Below are 16,142 nucleotides of genomic sequence, written 5' to 3'. Positions count from 1 at the left end.
TTAACGGTTAGGGGGATTTTTTTATGCTGAAAAGATTAAAATAATATACGAATCAATCGTCTAATTGAGATTTAGGATTGGTTTCTACATACTGATTTACTTATTTATCGATCATGACATTTAATCTATCTAACATTTTTATTTTTAGATTTTTTAAAAATATTGGATAGTCGATCAAATGTTCATAGTTTGTTAGCAATATCTTTAAATGGAATAATGAGTATGCCTAATAAAATTCAATATCAACTGAAAAAACTTCCTTTAATTTCATGTGCGTTGTTGAGCTGTTTGGCTTTTGGGCAAGTACATGCTGTATCTAATGATCAGGTCAAACAACTGGTTGAATCAGAAAAAAAGAATTATTTAAATACTCTAGAGGCTTTAGTCAATATTGAGTCGGGGAGTAAAGATTTTGTCGGCGTGAATAAGATCGCTAAATATGTCGCCGAACAATTAAAAACGACAGGTGCTGAGGTCAGTATTGTAGAAGCCAAAGATATATATCGTATGGATGATACGCCCCAACAGACTGGTCCAATGGTAAAAGCTGTTTTAAAGGGTAAAGGCAGTAGTAAAATTATGCTAATTGCTCATATGGATACGGTGTATTTAACAGGGATGTTGAAAGACCAACCTTTTAAAATGGAAGGGGATAAAGTTTTTGGTCTTGGAATCTTAGATGATAAACAGGGAGTTGCTGCAATTATTCATACGCTTGATCTTTTGAAAAAGCTGAATTATCAAGACTATGGCACGATTACAGTCTTACTTAACTCCGATGAGGAGATTAGTTCGCCAGGTTCACGCAAACTGATTACTGAAACTGCACAAGACCAAGATGTGGTTCTGTCATTTGAGGGTGGCGGTAAAGATGGCAGTTTACGTTTAGCCACCAGTGGGATTGGTGCAGCATATTTAGAGGTTCACGGGAAATCTGCACATGCAGGGGTTAAGCCTGAAGCAGGCATAAATGCACTGACAGAATTATCACATCAAATTTTACAGTTACAAGATTTATCGAATCCTAAAACAGGATTGAAATTAAACTGGACGGTGGCGAGTGCAGGTAAAGTGCGTAACGTGATTCCAGACCTTGCAACTGCACAAGCAGATGTTCGTGCCTTGCAAGTTAAAGATTTTCAGCAAGTGGAACGTGTATTACAGGAAAGGATTAAACATAAAAAGTTAGCTGATAGTGAAGTTAAGTTAAAGTTTGAAATACGTCGCCCACCTTTAATGGCAAACCCACAGGCAAAAAAATTGGCTGAACAAGCACAGCTTATTTACAAAACTGATTTTAACTTACCAATGAAGGTCTTAGCTGAAGCAACAGGTGGTGGTACAGATGCCGCATTTGCTGGCTTAAATTCGAAAGCAGCGATTTTAGAAGGCATGGGCTTATCTGGTGATGGTGCACATTCGAATAATGCTGAATATATTCTGGTCGAAAGTATTGTGCCGCGTTTATATTTAGCGACAAAGTTGATTATGGACTTATCGACCGCTCAAAAAGAATAAAGTTGGTATGAAAGAACTGAACTGATTTGAGTTTTTACATCATGAAAGATGGTGTTTATTTTTAGCAGCATCTTTCATTAATCTAAATATCAGAATCTTATAGGGAAATGGATGAGATCTTAAATAAAAACTATATAAAGTGAGGGATATTCTGAGAGATCGGCATAGCTATAGTTGATGTTACTTTTTTCATTCTTTGCTGGATAATTTAGCGGAATCTGTTGGGTCTCGATGTATTGCTTGCTGTCCCAAGTGATTGGACCTTAGTCTTTATTCTTTAAGTAATGAAGGGCCAGCTTTTGTCTCTTCACTGTCGAATTTTTTCTTTTTAAATAAAAACTTCGAAATTACGTTTGCATAAAAAAATAAATGATAACGTGCTGTATATGATGCTTTTTTAACCAAGCAAGCTGAATGTAATTCATGGTAAAATGATCGGCTTTCATCTTTGATCTTTATTTGAGATCTTTCATCTGCCAGCCGAGAATTGCTAGCCATGTCTACTGCTTATACTATGCAGACCGCGCCTAAAGCGTTGTTTGATTACGACAAATATTGGGCGTCATGTTTTGAACCTGCGCCATTTTTGCCGATGTCGCGCGAGGAAATGGACCAACTCGGTTGGGATAGTTGTGACTTTATTTTGGTCTGTGGTGATGCGTATATCGATCATCCATCATTTTGTTCGGGCATTATTGGCCGTACTTTAGAAGCACAAGGCTTCCGTGTCGGGATTATTGCACAACCTGATTGGACTAATGTTGAAGCATTTCGAGTTTTGGGTAAGCCCAATATCGCTTGGGGTGTGACCGCTGGGAATATGGATTCGATGATCAACCGTTATACGGCTGATCGTAAAATTCGTTCTGATGATGCCTATTCACCAGATAATTTACCCAATAAACGTCCAGACCGTGCAGCAACCGTATATTGCCAACGTGTACGCGAAGCATTTCCAGATGTACCTGTATTGTTAGGTGGAATTGAAGCATCTTTACGTCGTATTGCACATTATGACTATTGGTCAGACAAAGTTCGTCGTTCAGTGTTGATGGACTCAAAAGCCGATCTTTTGATGTATGGTAATGGTGAGCGTTCAATTACTGAAGTGATGCATCGCTTAGCCAAAGGCGAAAAAATTCACGAAATCACCGATGTGCGTGGCACGGCATTTATCGTGAATAAGTTAAACCGTCCATCTAAAGCCAAGTTTGTGGAAATTGCATCAAATGATGTAGATACCATTGGCCGTGTTGATCCGATTATCAATCCTTATGTGATGACTGAAGATTTAGATGGCTGTGAAATTGAAAAAGATAAGGGTAATTCTTTAACCCAATACCAAAATTTCCAAAAAGAAATTGTGACGAATCAAATTGTTCGTGAAGGGGATCAACTTGATCCTGATACACAAATTGTGCAATTACAGCCGTCTTCAAAGGCAATTAAACATAAATTACCGCCGCGTGAACTGGCTGTGATTCGTTTGCCTGCATTTGAAGCAGTAGCAGATGATCCAGTTTTATATGCACATGCCAACCGTATTTTGCACCTTGAAACCAATCCGGGAAATGCACGTGCTTTGGTACAAAAGCATGGCGAGCGTGATGTTTGGTTAAATGCTCCACCGATTCCGTTAACGACGGAAGAAATGGACTATGTGTTTGATTTACCTTATGCACGTCTACCGCATCCTGTCTATGCTGATGCGCGTTTCCCTGCATTTGACATGATCAAATTTTCGGTCAACATTATGCGTGGCTGTTTTGGGGGGTGCACCTTCTGCTCGATTACAGAACATGAAGGGCGTATTATTCAAAACCGCTCTGAAGAATCAATTTTACGTGAAGTTGAAAAGATTCGTGATACTGCACCAGGCTTTACTGGCATCATTTCTGACTTGGGTGGGCCTACAGCAAACATGTATCGTTTGCACTGTAAAGACCCTGAAATTGAAAAGAACTGTCGTAAACCATCATGTGTTTATCCGGGTGTTTGTCAAAATTTACATACCGATCATGCACCTTTAACGCAGTTATATCGTAAAGCACGTGCCCTTAAAGGCATCAAAAAGATTCTGATTGGTTCGGGTCTGCGTTATGACTTAGCGGTGTTAAATCCTGAATATGTCAAAGAATTGGTTCAGCATCATGTTGGTGGTTATTTAAAAATTGCGCCTGAACATACCGAAAAAGGTCCATTGTCTAAGATGATGAAACCGGGCATCGGGACCTATGATCGTTTCAAGCAAATGTTTGATCGTTTCAGTAAAGAGGCAGGTAAAGAGCAGTATTTAATTCCGTACTTTATCGCAGCACATCCAGGTACGACTGAATATGACATGATGAATTTGGCGATTTGGTTGAAGAAAAATGGTTTCCGTGCCGATCAGGTACAGACTTTCTATCCATCGCCAATGGCAACCGCGACCACCATGTATCACACGGGTAAAAACCCATTAGCCAAAGTGGCGCGATATACTGAAGATGTGGATATTGTGAAAGGTGAGAAGCGTCGTCGTCTGCATAAAGCCTTCTTGCGTTATCATGATCCAAACAACTGGCCATTATTACGTGAAGCTTTAAAAGAGATGGGCCGCCAAGACTTGATTGGTAACTCGAAACAGCATTTGATTCCAACCTATCAACCGCAAGGGACAGAAGGTCAGTATCAGTCTGCTCGGAAGAAAAACTCAACCGTGGATGGTGATTCGCAAAAACGTAATGGTGATAGCCGTAACCAACAAGCGAAAAATCAATCGCGTCCATCGAATACCAAAAAGCGTCCTGAGCGCGGTCAGATTTTAACGCAACATACAGGTTTACCACCGCGTGAAACAGGTGATGCCAAGAAGCCATTTGGACATTCAAAATCAAAACCGAAGTCTAAGTCACGTGCTTAATCGCAACTGAATATAAAAAAGGATGCTACGGCATCCTTTTTTAGGATCAATCTTTTTATTGCGTTAGAAAAATAGCTCAAAGATTGGCTTTTCTGCCATCCGTCGGGAAAATTGGGTCAATCCGAAGAATCATATTGCACGTGAATGAATCACTCTATTACAGTGTAGATAGGCGAAAGAGCCAAAATTTCATTCGGATTAAAACAAAACGTGTTACAACGAATGACATTGCAAAAAATTGTTTAGTTTTATCAGCGTTTGTTTGATTTTAGCTTTAGTTTTTTTATTGCGTGGTTTGGGTAAATGGTCAGTAGGTTATACTGATCGGATAAAAATCGGTGTGATACCGAAAATTATAATAAAGATGAAAAGGATACAAATATGACAACTTATATGGTAATTGGTAGCGTGTTGTTGATACTGGTCATGATTTTAGCGAGTAAAGCGTTGATCCCTAAGACCAAGCAGCAAGATAGTGCATTAAGACAACGTGCTATTTTTAGTATGCATGAGCAACTGACTTACACTCGTTTGAAAGAAATTTTACCGCATCATACTGTGCTGGCACATGTGTCTTATGATGCCTTACTAACTACAAAATTTTCGCGTACGCGAAACAAATACCGCAATTTGGTGGCCGATTTTGTCATTGTGGATAGTGCACAACAAGTTTTGGCAGTGGTTGCTTTAGAAGATCCGCTTTCACTGAAACGTCCACAAAAGGCACAGTTTCAGGATGCGATCCTCGATATGGCTGGTTATAAAGTGATTCGTTATGAAGAAGTGCCTGACTATCATCAGTTACGTGAAGATTTTTATGGCGATCTCTATGCTTCGTCGCGTTTGACTAAAGATACGCGTGTAGCCAAAAAATATGATTACTATAATGCAGCACAAACTCGAAAATTACGTCTGATCGGCTAACTGAATCTCAGCGCGTATCATAAAAACATGAAAACTCATGTTTTTATGATACGCGTATTTTTATGCAGGTTTCACTGCAACAACGGTTAACTCTACCAATACTCGTGGATCATAAAGTTTAGCTTCAACACAGGTACGGGGTAAGGCATCAATGTCTGCAACCCAAGCATCCCAAACTTCATTGAACGCTGCATAGTCATTTTCAATGTCTTTTAAATAAATCGTCACCGATAAAATCTGACTTTTATCTGTGCCTGCATCAGCTAAAAATTGGTCAATCATGTCGAATGTTTGTTGGGTTTGACCTTTAATATCGAGATCAAAGTCAGACGCCAGTTGACCTGCCAAATGAACGAGGTTGCCAGCAATCGCAACTTCAGAAAAACGATTTGAGACATGCAAACGTTGAACCGTCATGATGTATGCATCCTGTGTGATGAGTATAAAAATAGAACATAATAATGTAGCTCAATAGCCTACCACAAACTGATGTATGACAGATGGCTGTGATCTTGGCTTTCAATCAGGTGCAGAATTTTACAGCGTGAAGGATTCTATCTCTTGCTGTAAGTACATGTGAACAGAGGATGAATTCAATATTTCGACGTGGGAATTACAAAAGATGAAGGAACGCGATTAATAGGTCAATCTTATGCGGACTTTATAACAGTATATTTTTAAATATTGGATTATTCTGATGCTAGAGCGCTGCTCTGTAATATAGAGGGGAAATACCATGATAAATATCAGAGATGTCCTGTAATCTTCGGATTTGATCGTCACGCCAATCACAGGACGTATGCTAAAAGTAAAGGTAAGTTTTAGCATCTCAGCGGTTACATGGATAAATGCAGCGCGTCATTAGATTACTCTAAAAACACAGTTTGTGAATGCTAAATTGCATTATTTTTGTTCTTTTGGTTAAAAAGTGACTCATTGAGCAATCAGTCAGACCATAAAGAGAGCTGGGGTAAAGGCTCTTGAGTCGAAAGTGCATACACCCCAACACCGATCAGACGAAATTGTTGATCTGGTGTGATTTGCATTTCTTTGAGTAAGATGTCTAAGGTCATTTGCAGTTCAGTTTGATGCTTTAATGGCATTTTGAAGCTTTTACTGTGCTGTAGGGTTTGAAAGTTTTTCAGTTTCAGTTTGACGGTGACACCGCGGGCATACAGTTGCTTTTTCTCTAAGCTTTGCCAGACTTGTGCAATCAACTTGGGCCAAAATGGGAGACATTGTTCAAGGGTTAAGTCATCATCAAAAGTGGTTTCTTTTGAAATTTGCTGACGTTCTCGTTCCGCTTGTACAGGACGCTCATCAATCCCTTGTGCATAGAGATAGAGCTGTTTGCCATACTTGCCAAAATGATGAATCAGGATATTTTCATCCACATGCTGTAAATCACCTAAAGTTTCAAGTTTGAGCGCATATAATTTTTCTTGCATGACCTTACCCACCCCAGGAATTTTTTTAAGCGGCAAGTGCTGAATAAACTGTTGAACTTGTGAGGGTTTAATCACGCAGATACCATTGGGTTTATTCCAGTCCGACGCAACTTTGGCTAGAAACTTATTCGGTGCAACACCCGCAGAGGCGGTCAGTCCTGTGCTCTGAAAAATATCAGCACGGATGCGTTCAGCAACTTCTGTGGCGCTGGCCAGTTGTTGTAAATTTTCCGTCACATCTAAATAAGCTTCATCTAAGGAAAGCGGTTCAATGAGTGTGGTATAACGCTGAAAAATTGCATGAATTTGCTCTGAGACCGCACGATATTTAGAGAAATTAGGTTCAATCACCACCACTTGAGGGCAGCGTTTTTTGGCTTGAGTCATCGACATGGCAGAGCGGAGTCCGTAGCGACGTGCAGGGTAGGATGCGGCTGCAATGACAGCACGGGGATGGTGTGAAGAAATCACCACAGGTAAATGCTTTAAGTCGGGACGATCAAGTAACTCCACAGAGGCATAGAAGGCATCCATGTCGATGTGAATGATTTTTCGCATGCTGAATTTTAATATTGAAACCTAAGCCAGTATTGCACTATTCAGATCGATTGCGTAGTTCTACATGCGGCATAAGCGACATAGTTTGACTTGGTATTTTAGTATTTGAATTTCAATGCTGAGCTTGGAACTGCTTACTTGATTGGTAAGTTTTGTGGCAGTTGATAAAGCCCTTGGCGCTCTAAAAAGCTGATCCAATCTTGCTCTGAGCCTTGAAATACATTGAGATCCACCAAGGTTGGTATGCCTTTAATTTGACCTTGGCTGGTGTGTTGCCAAAAGGTCCATTTCGGATTGCCTTTGAGCTCAGGCTGGCCCTGATATTCACGAATCCAAAGGGGAGTTTTTTTAAATTCATCGACCAAAACAATATTATAAAATGCTTTAGAGGTATAAAAAATGGGTTGCAAACCATAGTGTTGATACAGTTGGTCGTGCATGACCTGAATTTCTTTGAGTAGCTGTTCTCTGGTGTAGGTGTTGATACAGGTGCTGTCATATTCCAAATCAATCACAGGCGGTAAACTATCGGTTTTCTTCGGTACAGTTTCGATAAAGTTCTGCGCCTGAATCTGGCCATCACGGCATAAGCGATAAAAATGATAAGCCCCGACCAAAAAGCCTTGTTCACGAGCTTTGAGCCAATTGTCCTGAAATTTACGGTCTTTGAAATCTCCCCCTTCGGTGGCTTTTAAATAAACGAATTTAAACTCTTGGGGAGAAATGGATTGCCATTGGATGTCGCCCTGATGATGAGACACATCAAAGCCTTTTATCGGATACTCTTGGGCAGATGCGATATTGTTCTGCAAGAAAAAATAGGTGATCCCCAGTCCGACACATAGCATCACTACACAGGCAAGTATGTAATAGGGATATGAGGTTTTTGACGGCGTGGAAACTTTTTTTCTTGCGGACATGCTTTTGCAGGTATTGGTTTTTAGCTCATCATCATAGCTCGAATTTGTGGAACTGACCATGATGATTATGGTCAGTGAATGGCAGACTTTGTATCTGTTATTCATCCACGGTATCTTTAGGGATGTGCCAGAAAATGGCTGCGGTAATCAGGTTAATACAGCCCAAAACAATTAAGGTGTTATGGAATGCCATGACGATGTGATCTGTACCCAAATATGCCGTAAAGACATTAACCAAAGTACCTGCCAGAGCCACACCAATACTCATCGACACCATCATGATCATCGACAAGAAACTGTTGCCACTACTGGCATCTTGTTGCGGTAAATCTTTCAGCGTGAGGGTATTCATAGACACAAATTGTAGGGAATTCAGCATACCAAAAACAAAGAAATGCAGCGCGCGCAGCCAGGTTGGGGTGTCTGCGGTATTGAGAGCAAAACTGGCGATACATGCACCGACCAACAAGGTGTTAACCAAAAGTACGTGGCGATAACCAAAGCGCTGAATCAAGTGACGAATGATGGGTTTGGAGGCCAGTGAACCCAGCACGGTCGGAATCATCAATAGCCCTGTCACAAAGGGTTCAAAACCGAAAGCCACTTGTAACATGAGTGGCATCAAAAAAGGCATGGCATTGCCACCGAGGCGAGCAAAGAAGTTACCTAAAATACCCACGGCATAAATGCGGTTACGAAACAGTTTACTGCGAAATAGCGCATTTTGATGCGTATGTGCATGATAGGCATACCAAAGCGCAGTTACTAAGCTCAGCACAATCAGCCCCATACTCCACCATAAAGTCAGGTGCGGACTGGCAAAATTTTCAATCCCTAAAGATAGTCCTGCCATGGTGATCACCAACAGGATAAAACCCCAAAAGTCAAAACGCGGCACATTCTGCTCGGTGACATTCGGCATGGCTTTAAAGCTAATCAGGACCCCTAACAGCCCCATGGGGAGGTTAATCAGGAAAATCCAATGCCATGTACTGACTTCGACCAACCAGCCCCCGAGTGTTGGACCAATTAGAGGGCCGATTAGTCCCGCAAGGCTCATTAAACTCATGGCCGATAAGAACTGCGTCCGCGGAATGACCTTGAGCATAGCTAAACGGCCAACAGGGAGCAATAATGCACCACCGATGCCTTGCAATACGCGATAGAACAATAACTCATTCAAGCTTTCAGAAAAGCCACAGCCCAGTGAGGCAAGGGTAAAAATGATGATGGCACTGAAATAGGTATTGCGCACTCCAAAACGGTCGGCGAGCCAGCCACTCAAGGGGATACAGGCAGCAACGGCAAGCACATAGGCCACTACCACGCTATGCATTTGCAGCGGGTCTTCATTCAGACTGGCTGCCATAGCCGGTAGAGCGGTATTCACAATGGTGGTATCTAAGCCTTGCATAAAAAAGCCAATCGAAACCAGAAGTACCAAAAGACGGTACTCAGAAGCGAGTGCTTGATGGGTCGGCGTTTGGTTCATAGATACAACAAAGTGAAATTTTTAAACAGTTTAGCTTAATTTAAGTTGGACTGTTGTTGCGAATGTGCATTTATCACATGCCATCAAATTGACATCTCTACGTCATGTGTTTGCAACGCGTACGTCATACATTGGTCAAATTTGAACCGATATTTAGATCATGATGAATAAAACATATAGTGTTGTCTTTTTAACATGCATGGGGTTGGGCTTAGCGGGGTGTAATGACAGTGATGATGCGCAAACCATCACATCACCGCCTGTGCTAGAGGAAGCCACGCCGAATAGTATTGAACTGGTTCATCTTGCAAGTTATGAGTCGGGGATATTTGGACAGAGTGCAGCTGAAATCCCCGCCTATGATGCTGCGAGTAAGCGTCTGTTCGTGGTGAATGCACAAAAAGGTATGGTCGATGTTTTAGATTTCTCCCAACCAGCGCAACCGACATATATCCAATCTTTGGATGCCAAAACTTATTTAGCCAATTCCGAAGTGAATAGCGTCGCGGTACATAATGGCATCGTGGCACTGGCGGTTCAGGCTGAGGATAAAACCCAAACCGGTATTGTGGCTTTCTTTAAAGCACAGGATCTCTCTTTTATCAGTCAAGTCAACGTGGGAGCTTTGCCAGATATGTTGACCTTCACGCCTGATGGTCGAAAAGTACTGGTAGCGAATGAAGCGGAACCGAATGAAGGGTATCAAGTCGATCCCGAAGGTTCCGTCAGCATTATTGATATTTCAGATATTCAAAAACCAACAGCAACTATTGCGGGCTTCCACACATGGAATGACCGTAAACAAGACTTATTAGATGCAGGCATTCGTATTTTTGGCCCAGACATCAGTCAATACCCAAATGTAGCTGCCGTAGGTATTCAAACGACCACAGTTGCACAAGACCTAGAGCCTGAGTATATCGCAGTCAGTGCTGATGGTAAAAAAGCATGGGTTAGTTTGCAGGAAAATAATGCCATTGGGGTTTTAGACCTAGCAAAAAATCAATTTGTTGATCTTTTCCCGATGGGCTACAAGGACCATAGTTTGCCTGAAAATGCCTTGGATGGAAGTGACCGTGACTGTGCTATTGGTCAAGACTCTTTGGGGCGTAGTATTACAGAATGTGCAAAAGATGCCGGCATGATTAATATCAGCTCTTGGCCGGGTCTATATGGCATGTATATGCCCGATGCCATTGCACAATATCAAGCCAACGGCAAAACCTATTTGGTCACGGCCAATGAGGGGGATGCCCGTGAATGGCTAAGGGATGAAGCCAAATACTTTGAAGGCGGGGACTTAAATGCTGGTTATGCTGAAGAGATACGCATCAAACATTTGTTTAAAAAAGCAGGTTTTGACGCCAAAGGTGATTATGCCGCGCATTTACGTCAGCTTGCACCGGGCGTGAAAGGGGCAAAATTAAACCCAGAGGTGTTTAAACCTTGTCAAACGACTGACGCAACAGAAGTCTGCGCGGATAATTTAATTAAAGATTCACAAATTGGACGTTTGACCATTAGTTGGACGCAAGGTTATCAAAAAGATCTACTGACTGGTCTGCCAAAGTTGGATGAAAATGGTCGTCTGACTTATGACAAATTATATGCCTATGGTGGCCGTTCGGTGAGTATTGTCGACCCTGAAACCAAACAGATTGTATGGGACTCGGGGAGTGAGTTTGAGCAAAAAATTGCGGAGCTGTTCCCAGAGCAATTTAATAGCAATCATGAAGCATTTAAATTTGATGACCGTAGTGACAATAAAGGTCCTGAACCTGAAGGCGTGACTTTGGGTAAAATTGGTGAAAAGACCTTTGCCTTTATTGGACTTGAGCGTGCCAGTGGCATCATGGTGTACGATATTAGCAACCCGAATCAGGCTAAATTTGTTCAGTATCTGAACCATCGCAACACTAATGAAACAGAAGTCACGAAGCAAGGTGACTTAGGCCCAGAAGGTTTGATTTTCATCGCGGCGAAGAATTCACCAAATGGTCACCCGCTGTTGGTGGTGGGAAATGAAGTCAGTGGTAGTACAGCGGTTTATAAAGTCAAACTCAATTAAAAAACTGAGTTTTGAATTTGAAAAAAGAGCACTGCGGTGCTCTTTTTTTATGGCGCTACAAAAAATATATGACAGGGATGTCATGAAAATGAAATAAAACAGTCATAATCTTTGGCAAACGTCCAAGGGCACTGTCTTGGAATAAATTATTCAAAAGGTTGGTTTTATGACAATCGAAATTTTGATGGTGATAGGCTTTTGTTTAGCCGCTTATTCTATCGTCGGAAATGATGTGCCACAGACATTAGGTACGTTTATTTCATCCAATGCACACCGTCCATGGTGGGTGCTTTGGCTCTTTATCAGCAGCATTTTGGTTGTGGTGTTGATTTATGGTTGGTATGCATCCGGTGTGGGAGATGCATCATATGGCCGTTTAGAAACGATCCCTTTTCCTGAGGGTGGGGTCACGTGGCTTTATATTGTGCCACCGATTTTACTGTTATTTTTAACCAAATACGGAATTCCCGTCAGTACCACTTTCTTGGTTTTAACCATTTTCTCGCCTGCAAGTTTAGGCTCGATGATGGTGAAATCGATGATGGGCTATGCGGTGGCCTTTGTGGTTGCGATTATTGTCTATCGTTTTGTGATGCGCCAAGTCGCGAAGTATTTTGCGAAAACCCGTAATCAAGAACCGTCGCATATTTGGATTGGGCTACAGTGGGTCTCTACGGCTTTTCTGTGGAGTCAGTGGCTAATTCAAGATTTGGCCAATATATTTGTCTATGTACCCCGTCAAGTGCCGTTTTCATTTTTACTGTTTGCCATCACGGTCTTTGTGGTGTTGTTGGCGGTGATTTTGTACCAACGTGGTGGTGCGATTCAGAAGATTGTTGATACCAAAACAGGTGTTACTGATATTCGTGCAGCAACCATTATTGACTTTATGTATGCCCTCATTTTGTTGGTCTTCAAAGAGTGGAGTAATATTCCAATGAGTACCACATGGGTATTCTTAGGTTTACTTGCAGGTCGTGAGTTTGCAATGTCGATGATTTTTGATGAAGTGAACAAACATCGCACTTCGCGTAACGTCAGTAAAGATGCGATGAAATTGATGTTTGGCTTAGCCATGTCCGTGATTTTGGCGACCACACTGCCGTGGTTCTATAACTTTGTTACTCATTATGGGCAATAACCGTATATGTTAAAAAAGCGAGCTCTAGGCTCGCTTTTTTATGGCATTAAGAACAGGGTTTAAATGGCAAAGTGCGCTGGACTGCCGAGGTTGGCAATGGCTGAATAAATCTGTTCAGCATGGTTGCACACAATCAGTTTTGCGCGGTGCTGTGGCGGTAGAAAACCTTCTTCTACTGCATGATCCAACTGGGCAATCAGTGCGTCATAGAAACCATTGACGTTATAAATCATCATCGGTTTTTGATGTTGGTTCAGTTGTCCCCAGGTTGCCACTTCTAAAATTTCTTCAAAAGTGCCTAAACCGCCGGGTAGTGCGACAAAGGCGCTTGCACGCTCGGCCATTAAGGCTTTGCGCTCATGCATGGTTTGTACAACATGTAATTCGGTCAGTTGGTGATGCGCAATTTCATAATCCAGCATAAATTCTGGAATGACGCCGACTGCTTCACCGCCGTGGCTAATCATGGCATCGGCCACTTGTCCCATGAGGCCAATACTGGCCCCCCCATAAACCAGACCAAAACCCTGTTTAGCTAAACCTTGTGCCAGTGCAATCGCTTTTTCTTGATAAATCGGTTTATTACCTGAACGAGAACCGCAGTAAAGTGCGATCAGAGGCTGAGTGGTTTGAACATTTACTTCAGTGTTGAGAGAGGATATTTTTAATTCACTATTCATGGCGTATGTTTTTACCTTTTGCTTTATCTACTTTTTCTTTCTTAGTTTAAGCAAGAAATGTGACGGCAAGCTGTATTTAATCTAACAATCGGGTAATAATTTGTTAAATCTTTTAAAACAGTGCGCTTTTGAAAAAAAGATGAATTTCATGTAGATCTTGCCTATACTTATTTCCTGTTTTACAACACAAGAACGAACATGGGTAGTGGTAGTTGTCGCTCAAGACATCTTCAGTTTTCCGAAAAAAAATTACAGCCATTGGTGCTGAATCTTCCTTTTCATCCGCTTAAGTTGCGTTATGCACCGTATATTTCCCCTCGACAGGAGCAGATCACATGATATTTGAATGGATGTCTGATCCTTCTGCGTGGGTGGGGTTACTCACCTTAGTGGTGCTGGAAATTGTGCTCGGGATTGATAACTTGGTTTTTATTGCGATTTTGGCGGAGAAACTTCCACCAGAACAACGTAATACGGCCCGTGTTGTTGGTTTGATCCTTGCACTCTTAATGCGTTTGGTGCTGTTGGCCTCAATTGCTTGGGTGGTGACACTGACCGAGCCGCTGTTCCATATCTTCGATCATCCTTTCTCAGGACGGGATTTGATTCTTCTGTTTGGTGGGGTGTTCTTACTGTTTAAAGGCACCATGGAACTGCATGAACGTATTGACGCCAAAGTGGTTCAGAAAGAAGAAAGTCCAGCCAATGCTGTGTTTTGGATGGTGATCGTTCAGATTGTGGTTTTGGATGCTGTGTTTTCCTTAGACTCGGTGATTACCGCAGTCGGTATGGTTAAACACCTGTCTGTGATGATGATTGCGGTGGTTATTGCCGTCGGCATTATGCTGTGGGCATCGAAAGCCTTAATGGAATTCGTCAACAAACATCCGACCGTGGTGATTTTGTGTCTCGGCTTCTTGATGATGATCGGTTTCTCATTGATTGTAGAAGGCTTTGGTTTCCATATTCCAAAAGGCTACTTATATGCCGCGATTGGTTTCTCGGTAATTGTTGAATTCATCAACCAAACCATGCGCCGTAATCAAGAAAAAATGGTCACCACCACAGACCTTCGCTATAAAACTGCATCTGCGGTGCTGCGAATGTTGGGCGGTAAAAGTAGTGATCATGCCTCTGAGCCTGAAGATGTATTGGCAACTCGCGCTTATGCGGATGAAGTATTTGATCCTGAAAATGGGGTCTATCATAGTGTCTTGGTGCAAGGGGTGCTGGGTTTGTCTGAACGTCCAGTGAAGTCCGTGATGACCCCACGTCCAGAGTTGGAGTGGATTGATTTAGAGGATGAAGAAGCTTCAATCAAATCACAACTACTCAGCATTACGCATTCGCGTTTAATTGTGGCACGGGGCGAGTTAGACAACATCGCAGGTGTGGTGCTGACCCATAAAGTTTTGAATGAATATATCGAAACCGGTGTTCTTGATTTTGATAAACATTTACGTGAACCTGTGATTGTGCATGAAAATGCGCAAGTCCTGATGGTGATGGAACAATTGCGTCAAGCGCCGTTACAAATGGCTTTGGTCTTGAATGAATATGGCTCGATTGAAGGGATTGCCACGCCGATTGACGTATTGGAAGCGATTGCAGGGGAGTTCCCCGATGAAGATGCTGAAGACAATGTGGCTGAAAGTTTGGAAGATGGCAGTTTGATGCTCGATGGTTCCACTGATATTCGCCATGTGTCGTTATTGTTGGATCGTGATTTGGTCGACGAGTCTGATCAGTACTCAACCTTGTCAGGCTATATCCTCTTTCATTTAGGTCGTTTACCCGAAAATGGCTCTAGCCTTGAAGCAGATGGTTGTATTTTTGAGGTGGTGACGATGGATGGGCACAAAATTGAAAAGGTGCATGTGATTCCCAAGTCAGATCTGCACAAGGAATCATCTTAAAACAAACCTTAATCTGGTTTGAACAGGTTAAAATAGCTCGCAATGTCGAGCTATTTTTTATGGAAAAATCATGAGTAATGTTGAGTGTCCATGTGGACAGGGTGAATATAAGCAGTGCTGTCAGCCTTTGCACTTGGGACAAAGCCGTGCGCAGAGTGCTGCTCAACTTATGCGCTCACGTTATAGTGCTTTTGCCAAACAGCAAATTGATTACATTGTGAAAACCACAGCGTTGGTGCAGCAACAGGCTCTAGATGTTGCAGCAATTGCAAAGTGGAGTCGAAGCAACCAATGGTTGAAGTTAGACGTCGTGCAGGCCAATGAAAAACTCGATAAAAACCATGCCATGGTCGAGTTCAAGGCCTATTATCATGATGGCACATCGCCACAGATACATCATGAAATTTCACATTTTGTGAAACATGCCGAGGCGTGGTATTTTTTAGACCCAACCACTGAAATGCAAATCACCATGAAACAAGCGTGCATCTGCGGTTCAGGGAAAAAATTTAAACAATGTTGTGCACAATTTTTATAATTTTAAGCAAATTTGGCTTAGAATAGCGCGCATCAAT

13 protein-coding genes are annotated in these 16,142 nt (G+C 42.0%); 7 read left to right on the top strand and 6 right to left on the bottom strand.

Annotated elements, in window-relative coordinates:
- Positions 1-222: 222 nt before the first annotated feature.
- Complete coding sequence (locus PTT44_RS01100) at positions 223-1,518, top strand: M20/M25/M40 family metallo-hydrolase (RefSeq protein WP_168159880.1); 1,296 nt, start codon at positions 223-225, stop codon at positions 1,516-1,518.
- Between the two features lie 270 nt (positions 1,519-1,788).
- Here PTT44_RS01100 and PTT44_RS01095 read toward each other — a convergent pair whose 3' ends face one another.
- Positions 1,789-2,016, bottom strand: a complete 228-nt coding sequence (locus PTT44_RS01095; protein ID WP_252726164.1) for a hypothetical protein — start codon at positions 2,014-2,016, stop codon at positions 1,789-1,791.
- Here PTT44_RS01095 and PTT44_RS01090 point away from each other — a divergent pair.
- Together PTT44_RS01090 and PTT44_RS01085 are read left to right on the top strand one after the other, a co-directional pair.
- Positions 2,015-4,420 (top strand): YgiQ family radical SAM protein, encoded by a 2,406-nt coding sequence (locus tag PTT44_RS01090; RefSeq protein ID WP_168159879.1) that lies wholly within the window; start codon positions 2,015-2,017, stop codon positions 4,418-4,420. The genes PTT44_RS01095 and PTT44_RS01090 overlap by 2 nt on opposite strands.
- 381 nt (positions 4,421-4,801) lie before the next feature.
- Complete coding sequence (locus tag PTT44_RS01085) at positions 4,802-5,344, top strand: DUF2726 domain-containing protein (RefSeq protein WP_010325668.1); 543 nt, start codon at positions 4,802-4,804, stop codon at positions 5,342-5,344.
- A gap of 60 nt (positions 5,345-5,404) precedes the next feature.
- Here the strand turns inward: PTT44_RS01085 and PTT44_RS01080 are convergent, their stop codons facing one another.
- The 4 genes from PTT44_RS01080 to mdtD all read right to left on the bottom strand — a co-directional run bounded on the left by PTT44_RS01080 (position 5,405) and on the right by mdtD (position 9,762).
- Positions 5,405-5,761 (bottom strand): RidA family protein, encoded by a 357-nt coding sequence (locus tag PTT44_RS01080; RefSeq protein WP_168159878.1) that lies wholly within the window; start codon positions 5,759-5,761, stop codon positions 5,405-5,407.
- 527 nt (positions 5,762-6,288) lie between these two features.
- The gene (gene dinB, locus PTT44_RS01075) at positions 6,289-7,350 is read right to left on the bottom strand and encodes a DNA polymerase IV (protein WP_168159877.1); all 1,062 of its coding nucleotides are present in this window, start codon (positions 7,348-7,350) and stop codon (positions 6,289-6,291) included.
- A gap of 134 nt (positions 7,351-7,484) precedes the next feature.
- Positions 7,485-8,270, bottom strand: a complete 786-nt coding sequence (locus PTT44_RS01070; RefSeq protein ID WP_435781942.1) for a glycoside hydrolase family 25 protein — start codon at positions 8,268-8,270, stop codon at positions 7,485-7,487.
- A gap of 97 nt (positions 8,271-8,367) precedes the next feature.
- Positions 8,368-9,762 carry a multidrug transporter subunit MdtD gene (mdtD, locus tag PTT44_RS01065; RefSeq protein ID WP_168159876.1) on the bottom strand — a complete coding sequence of 465 codons (1,395 nt, stop codon included), beginning with the start codon at positions 9,760-9,762 and terminating at the stop codon, positions 8,368-8,370.
- 160 nt (positions 9,763-9,922) lie between these two features.
- Here mdtD and PTT44_RS01060 point away from each other — a divergent pair, with 160 nt between their 5' ends.
- Together PTT44_RS01060 and PTT44_RS01055 are read left to right on the top strand one after the other, a co-directional pair.
- Positions 9,923-11,830 (top strand): choice-of-anchor I family protein, encoded by a 1,908-nt coding sequence (locus tag PTT44_RS01060; RefSeq protein WP_168159875.1) that lies wholly within the window; start codon positions 9,923-9,925, stop codon positions 11,828-11,830.
- Between the two features lie 166 nt (positions 11,831-11,996).
- Positions 11,997-12,971, top strand: coding sequence for a hypothetical protein (locus PTT44_RS01055; RefSeq protein ID WP_004978518.1), 975 nt, complete (start codon positions 11,997-11,999; stop codon positions 12,969-12,971).
- Between the two features lie 59 nt (positions 12,972-13,030).
- On the opposite strand, the gene PTT44_RS01050 is transcribed toward PTT44_RS01055, so the two are convergent.
- Positions 13,031-13,651: a TIGR00730 family Rossman fold protein gene (locus PTT44_RS01050; protein WP_168159874.1), complete on the bottom strand. Its 621-nt coding sequence runs from the start codon at positions 13,649-13,651 to the stop codon at positions 13,031-13,033.
- A 335-nt stretch (positions 13,652-13,986) separates the two neighbouring features.
- Between PTT44_RS01050 and PTT44_RS01045 the strand changes: the two genes are divergently transcribed.
- Both PTT44_RS01045 and PTT44_RS01040 read left to right on the top strand, forming a co-directional pair.
- Positions 13,987-15,567 (top strand): TerC family protein, encoded by a 1,581-nt coding sequence (locus PTT44_RS01045; RefSeq protein ID WP_004692886.1) that lies wholly within the window; start codon positions 13,987-13,989, stop codon positions 15,565-15,567.
- Between the two features lie 70 nt (positions 15,568-15,637).
- Complete coding sequence (locus PTT44_RS01040; protein WP_168159873.1) at positions 15,638-16,105, top strand: YchJ family protein; 468 nt, start codon at positions 15,638-15,640, stop codon at positions 16,103-16,105.
- Positions 16,106-16,142: the final 37 nt, after the last annotated feature.

This window comes from Acinetobacter sp. Gutcm_16, assembly GCF_028649355.1.
Taxonomy (GTDB): Bacteria; Pseudomonadota; Gammaproteobacteria; order Pseudomonadales; family Moraxellaceae; genus Acinetobacter; species Acinetobacter johnsonii.
This window is presented reverse-complemented; position numbering and strand designations above follow the sequence as displayed.

Coding starts and splice junctions, on each gene's coding strand:
- PTT44_RS01100 (WP_168159880.1), top strand. CDS start 223: ATGCCTAATAAAATTCAATATCAACTGAAAAAACTTCCTTTAATTTCA.
- PTT44_RS01090 (WP_168159879.1), top strand. CDS start 2,015: ATGTCTACTGCTTATACTATGCAGACCGCGCCTAAAGCGTTGTTTGAT.
- PTT44_RS01095 (WP_252726164.1), bottom strand. CDS start 2,016: ATGGCTAGCAATTCTCGGCTGGCAGATGAAAGATCTCAAATAAAGATC.
- PTT44_RS01085 (WP_010325668.1), top strand. CDS start 4,802: ATGACAACTTATATGGTAATTGGTAGCGTGTTGTTGATACTGGTCATG.
- PTT44_RS01080 (WP_168159878.1), bottom strand. CDS start 5,761: ATGACGGTTCAACGTTTGCATGTCTCAAATCGTTTTTCTGAAGTTGCG.
- dinB (WP_168159877.1), bottom strand. CDS start 7,350: ATGCGAAAAATCATTCACATCGACATGGATGCCTTCTATGCCTCTGTG.
- PTT44_RS01070 (WP_435781942.1), bottom strand. CDS start 8,270: ATGTCCGCAAGAAAAAAAGTTTCCACGCCGTCAAAAACCTCATATCCC.
- mdtD (WP_168159876.1), bottom strand. CDS start 9,762: ATGAACCAAACGCCGACCCATCAAGCACTCGCTTCTGAGTACCGTCTT.
- PTT44_RS01060 (WP_168159875.1), top strand. CDS start 9,923: ATGATGAATAAAACATATAGTGTTGTCTTTTTAACATGCATGGGGTTG.
- PTT44_RS01055 (WP_004978518.1), top strand. CDS start 11,997: ATGACAATCGAAATTTTGATGGTGATAGGCTTTTGTTTAGCCGCTTAT.
- PTT44_RS01050 (WP_168159874.1), bottom strand. CDS start 13,651: ATGAATAGTGAATTAAAAATATCCTCTCTCAACACTGAAGTAAATGTT.
- PTT44_RS01045 (WP_004692886.1), top strand. CDS start 13,987: ATGATATTTGAATGGATGTCTGATCCTTCTGCGTGGGTGGGGTTACTC.
- PTT44_RS01040 (WP_168159873.1), top strand. CDS start 15,638: ATGAGTAATGTTGAGTGTCCATGTGGACAGGGTGAATATAAGCAGTGC.